The organism is Novosphingobium sp. PASSN1 (assembly GCF_002278815.1).
Genome location: NZ_NKIS01000002.1, coordinates 70581 through 82364, shown reverse-complemented (window position 1 = coordinate 82364; position 11784 = coordinate 70581). Strand labels below are relative to the sequence as shown.

The 11784-nt window shown below is 65.7% G+C and carries 11 protein-coding genes; 7 read left to right on the top strand and 4 right to left on the bottom strand.

All coding sequences use genetic code 11. The features are described from left to right. Positions 1–50: 50 nt before the first annotated feature. Both thiS and CFE35_RS03295 read right to left on the bottom strand, forming a co-directional pair. A complete protein-coding gene (thiS, locus tag CFE35_RS03300) occupies positions 51–1031 on the bottom strand; it encodes a sulfur carrier protein ThiS (protein WP_292927936.1) in 981 nt (326 codons plus the stop codon). Positions 1032–1086: 55 nt separating this feature from the next. After that, positions 1087–1473 (bottom strand): MerC domain-containing protein, encoded by a 387-nt coding sequence (locus CFE35_RS03295; protein WP_292927934.1) that lies wholly within the window; start codon positions 1471–1473, stop codon positions 1087–1089. 133 nt (positions 1474–1606) lie between these two features. On the opposite strand from CFE35_RS03295, the gene CFE35_RS03290 reads away from it, so the two are divergent. The 4 genes from CFE35_RS03290 to CFE35_RS03275 all read left to right on the top strand — a co-directional run bounded on the left by CFE35_RS03290 (position 1607) and on the right by CFE35_RS03275 (position 6044). Then, positions 1607–2677, top strand: coding sequence for a COX15/CtaA family protein (locus tag CFE35_RS03290; RefSeq protein ID WP_292927932.1), 1071 nt, complete (start codon positions 1607–1609; stop codon positions 2675–2677). Between the two features lie 142 nt (positions 2678–2819). Beyond that, entirely contained in the window at positions 2820–3299 is a 480-nt protein-coding gene (gene rplM, locus CFE35_RS03285; protein ID WP_292927930.1) for a 50S ribosomal protein L13, read from the top strand. Between the two features lie 3 nt (positions 3300–3302). After that, complete coding sequence (rpsI, locus tag CFE35_RS03280) at positions 3303–3842, top strand: 30S ribosomal protein S9 (protein ID WP_292927928.1); 540 nt, start codon at positions 3303–3305, stop codon at positions 3840–3842. A 270-nt stretch (positions 3843–4112) separates the two neighbouring features. After that, positions 4113–6044, top strand: coding sequence for a putative Ig domain-containing protein (locus CFE35_RS03275; protein WP_292927926.1), 1932 nt, complete (start codon positions 4113–4115; stop codon positions 6042–6044). Positions 6045–6147: 103 nt separating this feature from the next. On the opposite strand, the gene CFE35_RS03270 is transcribed toward CFE35_RS03275, so the two are convergent. Next, entirely contained in the window at positions 6148–6477 is a 330-nt protein-coding gene (locus CFE35_RS03270) for a DUF1244 domain-containing protein (RefSeq protein ID WP_292927924.1), read from the bottom strand. Between the two features lie 63 nt (positions 6478–6540). On the opposite strand from CFE35_RS03270, the gene pyk reads away from it, so the two are divergent. Then, complete coding sequence (pyk, locus tag CFE35_RS03265) at positions 6541–8001, top strand: pyruvate kinase (protein WP_292927922.1); 1461 nt, start codon at positions 6541–6543, stop codon at positions 7999–8001. Between the two features lie 10 nt (positions 8002–8011). Here pyk and CFE35_RS03260 read toward each other — a convergent pair whose 3' ends face one another. Further along, positions 8012–8704 carry a YggS family pyridoxal phosphate-dependent enzyme gene (locus CFE35_RS03260; RefSeq protein WP_292927920.1) on the bottom strand — a complete coding sequence of 231 codons (693 nt, stop codon included), beginning with the start codon at positions 8702–8704 and terminating at the stop codon, positions 8012–8014. On the opposite strand from CFE35_RS03260, the gene CFE35_RS03255 reads away from it, so the two are divergent. Together CFE35_RS03255 and CFE35_RS03250 are read left to right on the top strand one after the other, a co-directional pair. Next, complete coding sequence (locus tag CFE35_RS03255) at positions 8703–9248, top strand: thiamine phosphate synthase (protein ID WP_292927918.1); 546 nt, start codon at positions 8703–8705, stop codon at positions 9246–9248. The two genes, CFE35_RS03260 and CFE35_RS03255, sit on opposite strands and share 2 nt — an antisense overlap. Before the next feature lie 110 nt (positions 9249–9358). After that, entirely contained in the window at positions 9359–11779 is a 2421-nt protein-coding gene (locus CFE35_RS03250) for a DNA translocase FtsK 4TM domain-containing protein (protein WP_292927916.1), read from the top strand. Positions 11780–11784 lie beyond the last annotated feature (5 nt).

Below are 11784 nucleotides of genomic sequence, written 5' to 3'. Positions count from 1 at the left end.
GCCCGCTTATCTGACGTCCGCATGGGCGAATTCCGACAAAAGTCTCCTGATCAAATCAACCCCGCCAGCGGACTGCTAGGATCGGCATACTTGCGCGTGCCCATGCGCCCCGCCAGATAGGCGTCGCGCCCCGCTTCCACGGCAGCCTTCATGGCGCGGGCCATGCGGATCGGGTCCTTGGCCTCCGCGATGGCGGTGTTCATCAGCACGCCGTCGCATCCCAGTTCCAGCGCCACGGCGGCATCGCTTGCGGTGCCAACTCCGGCATCGACCAGCACCGGCACTTTCGCGCCTTCCACGATCAGGCGGATCGTTACGCGGTTCTGGATGCCGAGGCCGGAGCCGATCGGCGCACCCAGCGGCATGACTGCAACCGCGCCCGCGTCTTCCAGCTGCTTCGCCGCGATGGGATCGTCCACGCAGTAGACCATCGGCAGGAAGCCTTCCTTGGCCAGCACTTCGGTGGCGCGGATGGTTTCGATCATGTTGGGATAGAGCGTGCGCGCCTCGCCCAGCACTTCGAGCTTTACCAGATCCCAGCCGCCCGCCTCACGCGCTAGCCGCAGCGTGCGGATCGCGTCTTCGGCGGTGAAGCATCCGGCGGTGTTGGGGAGGTAGGTGATCTTCTTCGGGTCGATGAAGTCGGTCAGCATCGGCGCCTTGGGATCGCTGACGTTGACGCGGCGCACCGCGACGGTGACGATCTCCGCGCCCGAAGCTTCGACCGCCGCTGCGTTCTGCGCGAAGTCCTTGTACTTGCCGGTGCCGACGATGAGCCGCGAGCGGAACGTCCGTCCGGCCACGGTCCACGTGTCGTCAGCCTGTCCGCCGCCCACGAAGTGCACGATCTCCAGCACATCGCCATCGGCAATCGCCACGGCTGCCAGTGTCGAGCGCGGCACGATCTCGCCATTGCGCTCCACCGCGACCTTGGCAGGATCGAGTGCGAGAGTCCGGACGAGATCGGCAATCGAACCGGGCGCGGCGCGGCGCGGTTCGCCGTTGATGGTGAGGGAAAGTTCTGAGGACATGCGCCGGGCTTTAGCGCCGGTTACGCCTGTTGCAAGGTATCAGGCGGGCAAGCGGTCAGCAGCCGCTCCGGCGCAGGTTGACGATATGGGCAGATGCCACGAGCACCACGCCGCAGATCGTCAGCAGCGCCTCAGCCGTGCCATGATCGCTGGCGATGGCGGCGGCCATCAGCGCAAGGCCAGTGGTGCCGAGCGCCAGCGGCAGACGGTGCCCGTGGCGCAGCGCGCCCGTACCGATGGTGACCATGCCGACGATGAACGCAGCCACCAGCCCGAAGCGGTGGATCGCCGGATTGAGCAGCGCACCGCCGCCCAGCCCCAACACGCCGATCAGGAACAGCCCGGCAAGGCAGTGCACCATGCACAGTCCGCTGATCAGGACGCCCAGCCGGTCGAATCGGCCGCGCGCACTGGCGGGAAAGAGATCGGGGCCCTCGGTCATCGTCAGGGCTATATGTAATAACATCACATAACGCAATGCTCATGCGGGACTCTGGCGATTCCCGTATTCCCAAGGCCATGCATGCCCCCATTGGCGCTTGCGTTTCGGCTGTCTCGCGAGCAGAGGCGCGGCCATGGATGCTGCTGCCAAGGCCCCGGCCCGTTTTCGCACCGCCAACCCTGCGCCGCTCGCGCTGGCCCGCTGGCTGCTCGTGGTCGCCCTCATGATCATCGCCATCGTGGTCGTGGGCGGGATCACGCGCCTTACCGAATCGGGCGTCTCGATCACCGAATGGAAGCCCGTCTCGGGCGCGCTTCCCCCGCTGACGGACGCGGATTGGCAGGCCGAATTCGCGAAGTACCAGCAGACCCCGCAATACGTGCTGGTCAATGGCCCGGCGGGCATGACGCTGGCCACCTACAAGTTCATTTTCTTCTGGGAATGGGTCCACCGCCTGCTGGCCCGCGCCATCGGCATGGCCTTTGCGCTACCGCTGGCGTGGTTCTGGATGCGCGGGCAGATCCCCGCTGGCTACAAGCCGCGCTTGCTGGCATTGCTGGCGCTGGGCGCGTTGCAGGGCGCGATCGGCTGGTGGATGGTCAAGTCCGGCATCGTCCATGATGTGAAGGTCAGCCATTTCCGCCTCGCTGCACATCTCCTCGTCGCGCTCACCACGCTGTCGGGCGTCACCTGGACCCTGCTCGATCTGCGCGCGCTGGCGCGGGGTGAACCGCGCGCCCGGCTGACCGGCTTTGCCGCGCTCGCGCTCGTCATGCTGCTGGTGCAGTTGTTCTACGGCGCGCTGTTGGCGGGGATGCGTGCGGGCACCGTGGCGGGCGGCGGCTGGTTCAATTGGGATGTCTGGCCGCTGATGCAGGGCGCGGTTTTCCCGGCGGGTATCGAATGGTCGCTGGGCGCGGCGCACGCCTTGTTCTCCGATCCCTACCTCGTCCACTTCATCCACCGCTGGTGGGCCTGGGCGGTCGTTGCCGTGCTGGTGGTGATGGGCCGCAAGCTCCGCCATGCGGGTGCGCGTCCGGTTTCGGTCGCGATCCACAGCGCGTTCGGCACGCAGATCGTGCTCGGCATCGCCACGGTGATGAGCGGCGTGACGATCTGGATCGCTGTCCTCCACCAGCTGACGGGCGCGCTGCTGGTGGCCTGCGCAGCATGGGGCGCGCACCGGCTGGGGAAGCCAGTTTAAGCGAGAGGTATTATTTTACCTCTCCGAAAACCCGCCGTTTGCTTGACTCTTTCGCCCGCTTGCAACAAAGGCGCGCTTCCTCGCCATGGGTCGGGCTTCGGCTCGCCTGTAGCGTATCACTATCCTAGGATGGGTTTCAGCCATGAAGGCGCTCACGAAAATCACCCGGTCGATCAAACCGGCTGAGGTGGAAAAGAAGTGGCATCTTATCGATGCCGATGGCCTCGTTGTCGGCCGTCTCGCGGTGATCATCGCGAATCACCTGCGCGGCAAGCACAAGCCGAGCTACACCCCGCACGTCGATTGCGGCGATCACGTTGTCGTGATCAACGCCGACAAGGTGCGTCTGACGGGCAACAAGCTCAAGGACAAGATCTACTACAAGCACACCGGCTATGCCGGCGGCATCAAGGAAGTCACCGCGGACAAGGTCCTCGGCGGCCGCTTCCCTGAGCGCGTGCTCGAAAAGGCGGTTGAGCGCATGATCCCGCGCGGCCCGCTCGGCCGGGCGCAGATGCGCGCGCTGCATCTCTATGCCGGCGCTGAACATCCCCACGCCGGGACGCAGCCCGAGCCGCTCGACGTCGCTTCGATGAACCGCAAGAACAAGGTGGGTGCGTAAGACATGTCTGAAACCGATACCGTCTCCAGCCTCGCGGATCTCAAGGATCTGACCTCGGCTGCTCCCGCCGCTCCTGCCGCTGCCTCGGACACCCCCGAAGCGCCCCGCGCTCCGACCGGCCCCGCCGCGCCGCTGCGCGAGCGTGAGGTTGACGCCCAGGGCCGTTCCTACGCCACCGGCCGCCGCAAGGACGCCGTTGCCCGCGTGTGGATCAAGCCCGGCTCGGGCAAGATCACCGTCAATGGCCGCGATCAGGAAGTGTATTTTGCACGTCCGACGCTGCGTCTCGTCATCAACCAGCCGTTCGAAGTCGCTGACCGTTCGGGTCAGTACGACGTGATCGCCACCGTCAAGGGCGGCGGTCTCTCGGGTCAGGCCGGTGCGGTCAAGCACGGCATCTCGCAGGCGCTCTCGAAGTTCGAGCCCGCGCTGCGCAGCGCCGTGAAGGCCGCCGGGTTCCTCACCCGCGACCCGCGCGTTGTCGAACGCAAGAAGTACGGCAAGGCCAAGGCGCGCAAGAGCTTCCAGTTCAGCAAGCGCTGATCGGCAGCAAGCCGCATTGCTACAAGGAAGGGCGCGGGGGGCAACTCCCGCGCCTTTTCATTTGGATTCGGCGCCTGGCCGATCTGTAGAAAATGGTACGCGCAATCGTTTCGTCTGCGCGGATCTGCGCCATCTCTCAGGCTGAAAATGGCTTGGGGATCGTCACCTATACCTAACAAGACGGCGCAGGTCGTTAACCAGTCTCATTACCGGATGGCAAGGTTTCCGCAGTTAAGAGGGCCTCCATCGGGACTATGGGAAAGTACGCAGATGGCTCAGACACTTTATGGCGATGTTGGCGGCGTCAGAAACGACTACATAGTTGGCAATAATGGCGTAGATTTGATCTATGGTCTCGATGGTGTCGACGAGCTGCACGGTCGCGGCGGCGATGACCAGATTTTCGGTGGCAACGGCGAAGACACGCTGTTCGGCGAAGATGCCAACGATACGCTCGATGGCGGCGGTGACAATGACCAGCTTGATGGCGGCTACGGCAACGACACGCTGATTGGCGGAAGCGGCGATGATCTGTTCATCGTCAACGATGATACCGACACGATCAACGATCTTGGCAACGGCAACGACGACCTCAGCGTCGGACCGGGCGCCATCGCCAATGCAACTGCGATCGCGGCGTGGGCCGCAACGGCTGCGACGATCAACGACGGCACGGTGAACATCACCACCGCCGGCTTTGCCATCGATCTCGGCCTTGCTGGCGGCGGAACCGGTTTTGCCGTGACCAATACCGGCGCTGCAGTCGCGCTCACGGGTTCCGCCCAGAATGATACGCTGACTGCGGGTCTGGGTGCGGACAAACTCACCGGCGGTGCAGGCGACGACTACCTTGTGAGCAGCGCACATCTCGCCGCTGCGATCTATGCCGGCAACGAAGCCGACTACACCCTCACCAAAATTGGTCGAAACACCTGGCAGGTGGTCGATACCAACACGGACGACGGCGATGATGGCACCGACACGCTGGTCGGCATCCCCACCGTCAAGTTCGCAGACACGACCATCACGCTTCAGCTCAACCAGGCTCCGGTCCTCGCCGCGTCGATCACCGACGTCTCGATCGAGGAAGACAGTGCGCTGAGCTTCACGGTTCCGTCCGGCGCCTTCAGTGATCCCGATGGTGATGTGCTGACGCTCTCCGCCACGCTGGCCAACGGCTCGCCGCTGCCGGCATGGCTGAGCTTCGATGCCGCGACCCAGACCTTCACGGGCACGCCGCCCGCCAACTTCACGGGCCAAATTGTCCTGAAGGTTGCTGCCAGCGACGGCGAATACACGGCCACCGACACGTTCACGCTGACCATCGACCCGGTCAACGATGCACCGCTGATCACCTCGGGCGGCGGAGGCTCGGAAGCAAGCTACACCGTGCTCGAAAACAGCCGCACCGTGGGCAGGATTGTCGCAAGCGACGTCGACCCCGGCGCAAGCCTGACCTATTCGATCGTCGGCGGTGCGGATGCCGGCAAATTCCAGATCAGCTCGAAAGGTGCGCTCAGCTTCATCACGGCGCCGAACTTCGAGAAGCCGACTGATGTGGGCGCCAACAATGTTTATGATGTGATCGTGAGGGTGAGCGACGGACAAGTGTCCGATACACAGACGCTGCATGTCTCCGTCGGTAATGTCATCAATGAAATCCTGAACGGCACAGTCAGGAATGATATCATTCAGGGCTCAGCTGGGTCAGACCTCATCTCCGGCTTCGGCGGCGACGACCTGATCAGCGGCGGCCGCGGCAACGACAAGATCTATGGCGGGCTCGGCGATGATCGCCTCGGCGGCGGCGTGGGCGACGACAAGCTTTATGGCGGTGAGGGCAACGACTCTCTGTCCGGCGGTTCGGGGCGCGACTATTTCGTGTTCGACGTTGCGCCGACAGCCGACAATGCCGACACCATCAACGACTTCTCCCATTTGCAGCGCGACAAGGTCGTACTCAGCATCGCCATTTATGATGGCTTCGGTGCGACCGGCTTGATCACCGCCGATCAGTTCCACGCCGCAGCGGGTGCCACCACGGCGGCTGATGCCGAAGATCGGCTGGTCTACAACACCAGCAGCGGCGCGCTCTACTATGATGTGGACGGGGTGGGCGGCGAGGCCGCAGTCCAGATCGCGACCATCGTGAACTACGCCACGGCGGGTCTGGCCTACAACGATTTCGCCATCGTCGCCTGATCAAGCATGACCTGATCTTTCGCACTTTCGCAAGTCGAAGTGCCAGAGACGCGCGGCGGCCCGCTCTTCCGGGGGGAGAGCGGGCCGTTCCGCGTACAAGCGGTCAATGCCCCGGAGCGTTGCGTTTCATGCTCTCGGCCATGCGGGCAAGCTGCTCGGGCGTGGCCTCGGTCTGGTAGCGTGTCTTCCATTCATCGGCGGCAAGGCCGTGGATCACTTCGCGCGCTGCGCTTTTCTCAAGGCCTGCGCCGGCATCGTTGATCCAGTCCGCCAGGCAATTGCGGCAGAATCCCGCCAGCCCCATCAGATCGATGTTCTGCGCATCATGCCGCTGGCGCAAATGCCTGACGAGACGGCGAAATGCTGCCGCCGCCACAGCGTCGGGCAGCGCATCAAGCGCATCGGGCGATGTCAATTCTGCATTCGTATCCATGTGCTTCGTCCTTGGGTTTTGCAGGTAGGTAGGCCATAGGGCGTCCGCATTCAATTCGAGGTGATGGACGTGGCAAGACTGGATCCCCGTGGGCGCAAGGTGAAAATCCTTGCCACAGTTGGCCCTGCCAGCCGGTCGCCCGAGATGCTCGAAAAGCTGCTGCGCGCCGGGGTCGATGCGTTCCGCGTCAACATGAGCCACGGCGATCACGCCGTCCACGCTGAAACGATCACTGCGATCCGCGCGCTGGAGCGCAAGGTGGGACGACCCATCACGATCCTGTGCGATCTGCAGGGCCCCAAGCTGCGCGTCGGCCAGTTCAAGGATGGCCGTGCGGTCATCCGCCATTCCGCGCACTTCACGCTCGATCGCAATCCCGAACCGGGTGACGAAACCCGCGTTCAGCTGCCGCACCCCGAACTGTTCGGCATCCTGCGGCCCGGCCAGCGGCTTCTGATCGATGATGGCAAGCTGCGCCTGCGCGTGATCCGGGCGGATGACAGTGAAATCCTCTGCTCGGCCGAAGTCGGCGGCGTGATTTCCGATCGCAAGGGCGTCAATGTCCCCGATGCGGTGATCCCGGTTCCGGCGATGACCGACAAGGACCGCCGCGACCTTGCTTTCGCGGTGGCGCAGGGCGCGGACTGGATCGCGCTCTCGTTCGTCCAGCGCCCCGAAGACGTCGCCGAAGCCCGCCGCCTGATGGGCGGCCACGGCGCGCTGATGGCCAAGATAGAAAAGCCCGCGGCCATTGCCCGGCTAGACGAAATTCTTGAAATCGCCGACGGCCTGATGGTCGCGCGCGGCGATCTTGGCGTCGAGCTCAATCCCGAACAAGTGCCGCCGCTGCAGAAGCGCATCGTCGAAAAGGCGCGGCGCGAGGGTAAGCCGGTGGTGGTCGCGACCCAGATGCTCGAATCGATGATCGAGAGCCCGACGCCGACCCGCGCCGAAGTCTCCGACGTCGCCAACGCCGTCTACGATGGCGCCGATGCGGTCATGCTCTCTGCCGAAACGGCGGCGGGTGCCTGGCCGGTCGAAGCGGTGACGATCATGGACCGCATCGCCAGCGAAGTGGAAAACGATCCCGGCTATGCCGCGCGCGTCCACTTCATCGAAACGCGCCCCGATCCGACTACCGCCGATGCGCTGGCCGAAGCCTGCGCCAGTATCGCCAAGGCGCTGCCGATTGCGGGGATCATCGTGTTCACCGGATCGGGCTCCACCGCCCGCCGCGTCGCGCGCGAACGCCCGGACGCGCCCATGCTGGTGCTGACCCCTTCGTCGACGACCGCACGCAAGCTGGGCCTGCTGTGGGGCGCGCATGCCGTCACCACCAAGGATATCGGCAGCTTCGAGGAGATGATCGCCAAGGGCAAGCGCATGGCGCTGCGCCACGCTTTCGGCACGGCCGGTTCGCGCCTCATCGCGCTGGCCGGTGTGCCCTTCGGCACGCCGGGCTCGACCAACCTGCTGCACATGGTGACGCTGACCGGCGACGAACTCGCCAAGCATCAGGGCTAGGCGCGGCGGCTTACCCGCGCGCGCCGAACAGCGCCGAGCCGACGCGCACGTGCGTCGCGCCCAGCATGACCGCCGTCTCGAAGTCGTCGCTCATGCCCATCGAGCGGGCGGACAGGCCGTGATCGTCCGCCAGCTTGGCCAGCAGCGCAAAGAACGGCGCGGCCTCGATCCCCGCGGGCGGCACGCACATCAGCCCGATCACCGGCAGCGCCGCCGCGCGCGCTTCGCCCAGCAGCGCGGGCAGATCGGCCACTGCGCAGCCGCCCTTCTGCTCCTCCGCGCCGATATTGACCTGCACCAGCAGCGGCACCTGGCGGCCCACTCTGTCCATCGCGCGGGCGAGTGCTGTCAGCAGCGAGGGCCGGTCGAGCGAGTGGATGCAATCGAAGCGGCGCACCGCCTCTTGGGCCTTGTTCGATTGAAGCTGCCCGATCAGATGGAGCCGCACATCGGGATGGGCTTCTTGCAGCGCTGGCCACTTGGCATCGGCTTCCTGCACGCGGTTCTCGCCGAACACGCGCTGCCCTTCGGCGATCAGCGGGAGGATCGCCTCTGCCGGATGGGTCTTGGACACGGCCACCAGCGTCACGTCCTCCGCCTTGCGCTGCGCGATTGCGGCTGACCGCGCGATGCGTGCCCGGATTGCCGCCAGCGGGGTGAGGTCGGAAGCAAGCGGGGCGTCAGCGGTGTCTGGATCGATCATGGCGCGGTGCTATACGCGCGGCATGGTTCGGTGTCATCCTGTCCCGCAGACGGTTCTGCTGAGCGATGCGCGCAATGACGAACGGCTGGAATCCGCCATTTCCCGCCTGCCGCGCGGCAGCGCGTTGGTGTTTCGCCATTATCATCTGCCCCCCGCTGCCCGCCGCGCGCGGTTCGCCGTGCTAAGGCGGCTCTGCCAGCGGCGGGGCGTGCTGATCATCACCGCCGGAGAAGCGCGCGGGTGGCGCAGCGATGGGCACTATGGCGCGCCGCAGACGCTGCGCCGCGCTCCCGGCCTGCGCCTCGCCACCGCGCATTCGCTGGTAGAAATCGGCGCAGCGGTCCGCGCGCAGGCCAGTGCCGTGCTGCTCTCGCCAGTTTTCCCGACCCGTTCGCACCCCGGCGCACCCGTGCTCGGGCCGCTGCGCTTCCTCGCCCTCGCGCGCCGCTCGCCGCTTCCGGTGATCGCGCTGGGCGGCATGACCCCCGCGCGCGCGGCGCGGCTGCCGGTGTGGGGCTGGGCGGCTATCGACGGCCTTGCCTGAACCGGTCGAAGCGAAGCGACTCGCGGGAATTCCTAGGGTTTGGCCCTCCATGAATTCTTGACGCCATGCCCTGATCGGGCGCATGAAGAGCGCGAGAAGGGACAGGTTTGATGGCATCTCGGGCACTCGTTTCCCCAGCCGGGGGGCGCAATGCGAAAGTCGCGGCCAGAGCAGGTGATTGGCGCGCGATCCTGCGCCGCAGCTTCCGCCGCAGTGCGGAGCTGATCGGCGCGGCGCTGCTGTTTGCCGCGATGATCGCGCTCGGCCTTGCGCTGGCGAGCTATACCCAAACCGATCCTTCGGGCAGCACGGCATCGGGCAGTCCGGTCGAAAACTGGATGGGCCTCCCCGGCGCGTGGGCGGCGGAGCGCGTGCTTCTGTTCTTCGGCCTGCCCGGCGTGCTGCTGTTGCCGCTGCTCTATGTCTTCGCGCGGCGGCTGTGGGATGCGGCCGGCGATCTGATCGACATGGACGAGGAAGACGAAGGGTTCGCTCCGCTTCCCGCATGGTGGCGGCTCGCGCTCCTGCTCGTCCTCGCGATGGTGCTGGTCGGCACCGCCTTTGCGCTCATGTTCACGGCTCCGGGCGGCTCCCTCCCGGCAGGCGCGGGCGGCGTCGGCGGCTTGTTTGGTGCAGCGGCGATCCGGGGCGTGGCGCACCTGCTGCCCGGTGCTGAACTGTGGATCGTCCGCGCGGCTGCCGGGCTTTCGGCCATCGCCGGGCTGGTCGTCACCGCGCAAGTCTTCGCCTTCGATTGGCACCGCCTGCCGCGCATGCCCGGTTTCCTGCGGCGCGGTGATCGCCCGGTGCGTGAGGCTGCCACAGGCGTGACCGCGTTCCTGCCCAAGCGCCAGCCCAAAGCGCGCGCCGAGGCGGAGGACGACGACGCTGAGGCAGCGCCTGCCGCGCCGGAAGCCGGTTCCGCGCGCCGCCGCCCGACCGAGATCACCGATCCCTCGCGCCCGCCTGCGCCTGCGCAGCTGGCCGGCAAGGCGCGGCAGGGCGATCTGTTCGATCAGTACGAGCTGCCCGGCCTCGACATTCTCGAACCGTTGCCCGTCTCCACCGGGCCGAAGATCGACAAGCTGGCGCTCGAACGCAACGCGCGCCTGCTCGAAAACGTGCTCGACGATTTCAACGTGAAGGGTGAAATCACCGCTGTGCGAACCGGCCCGGTCGTCACGATGTACGAACTGGAGCCCGCCCCCGGCATCAAGGCCAGCCGCGTCATCGGCCTTGCGGATGATATCGCCCGCAACATGAGCGCCATTTCCGCGCGCGTCTCCTCGATTCCGGGGCGCACGGTGATGGGTATCGAACTGCCCAATGCGGTGCGCGACATGGTTTCGTTCCACGAGCTCGTCTCCTGCGACAAGTTCGTCAATTCCAAGGGCATGTTGCCGATCATCCTCGGCAAGGACATCGCGGGCGAGCCGATCGTGGCAGACCTTGCCACCATGCCGCACCTGCTGGTGGCGGGCACCACCGGCTCGGGCAAGTCGGTCGGGCTCAACTGCATCCTGCTTTCGCTGCTCTACCGGCTCACCCCGCAGCAGTGCCGCCTGATCCTCGTCGACCCCAAGGTGCTCGAGCTCAAGTCCTACGACGATATTCCGCACCTCCTCTCGCCCGTGGTGACCGAGCCTTCGAAGGCCGTGCGCGCGCTGAAATGGGCGGTCGAGGAAATGGAACGCCGGTACCGCATGATGTCCTCGGTCAGCGTGCGCAACATCGCCGGTTTCAACGAAAAGGTCCGCGCTGCTGCCAGCAAGGGCAAGCCGCTCGGCCGCCGCATCCAGGTCGGCTTCGATCCCGATACGGGCGAGGAACTGTTCGAGGAGCAGCAGCTCGATTATCAGGTGCTGCCGCAGATCGTCGTTATCGTCGACGAGCTCGCAGACCTCATGGTCACCGTCGGCAAGGAAATCGAAGTCCTCATCCAGCGCCTTTCGCAAAAGAGCCGCGCCGCGGGCATCCACCTCATCATGGCGACGCAGCGTCCTTCGGTCGACGTCATCACCGGCGTGATCAAGGCCAACCTGCCGACCCGCATCTCCTTCGCCGTGACGAGCCGCATCGACAGCCGCACGATCCTGGGCGAACAGGGCGCCGAACAGCTGCTCGGCAAGGGCGACATGCTCTACAAGCCCAGCACTGGTGCAATCAGCCGCGTCCACGGCCCCTTCGTCAGCGACGAGGAGGTGGAGCGCGTCGCCGATCACTGGCGCGGGCAGGGCAGCCCGGACTATGTCGACAGCGTCACCGAAGAGCCGGAAGACGGCAGCTTCGGCTTCGACGATCTGGATGCGACCGCCTCTGACGCGCCCGAGGAACGCAAGTACCGGCAGGTCTGCCAGCTCGTGTTCGAAAGCCAGAAGGCTTCGGCCAGCTGGGTCCAGCGCCAGATGGGCGTTGGCTACAACACCGCCTCCAAATGGATCGAGCGCATGGAAGCGGACGGCTTCGTCGGCCCGGCCAACCATGTCGGGCGGCGCGAGATTTACCGCGACAAGGACGGAAATCCGCTCTGACGCAC

Coding starts and splice junctions, on each gene's coding strand:
- thiS (WP_292927936.1), bottom strand. CDS start 1,031: ATGTCCTCAGAACTTTCCCTCACCATCAACGGCGAACCGCGCCGCGCC.
- CFE35_RS03295 (WP_292927934.1), bottom strand. CDS start 1,473: ATGACCGAGGGCCCCGATCTCTTTCCCGCCAGTGCGCGCGGCCGATTC.
- CFE35_RS03290 (WP_292927932.1), top strand. CDS start 1,607: ATGGATGCTGCTGCCAAGGCCCCGGCCCGTTTTCGCACCGCCAACCCT.
- rplM (WP_292927930.1), top strand. CDS start 2,820: ATGAAGGCGCTCACGAAAATCACCCGGTCGATCAAACCGGCTGAGGTG.
- rpsI (WP_292927928.1), top strand. CDS start 3,303: ATGTCTGAAACCGATACCGTCTCCAGCCTCGCGGATCTCAAGGATCTG.
- CFE35_RS03275 (WP_292927926.1), top strand. CDS start 4,113: ATGGCTCAGACACTTTATGGCGATGTTGGCGGCGTCAGAAACGACTAC.
- CFE35_RS03270 (WP_292927924.1), bottom strand. CDS start 6,477: ATGGATACGAATGCAGAATTGACATCGCCCGATGCGCTTGATGCGCTG.
- pyk (WP_292927922.1), top strand. CDS start 6,541: ATGGACGTGGCAAGACTGGATCCCCGTGGGCGCAAGGTGAAAATCCTT.
- CFE35_RS03255 (WP_292927918.1), top strand. CDS start 8,703: ATGGCGCGGTGCTATACGCGCGGCATGGTTCGGTGTCATCCTGTCCCG.
- CFE35_RS03260 (WP_292927920.1), bottom strand. CDS start 8,704: ATGATCGATCCAGACACCGCTGACGCCCCGCTTGCTTCCGACCTCACC.
- CFE35_RS03250 (WP_292927916.1), top strand. CDS start 9,359: ATGGCATCTCGGGCACTCGTTTCCCCAGCCGGGGGGCGCAATGCGAAA.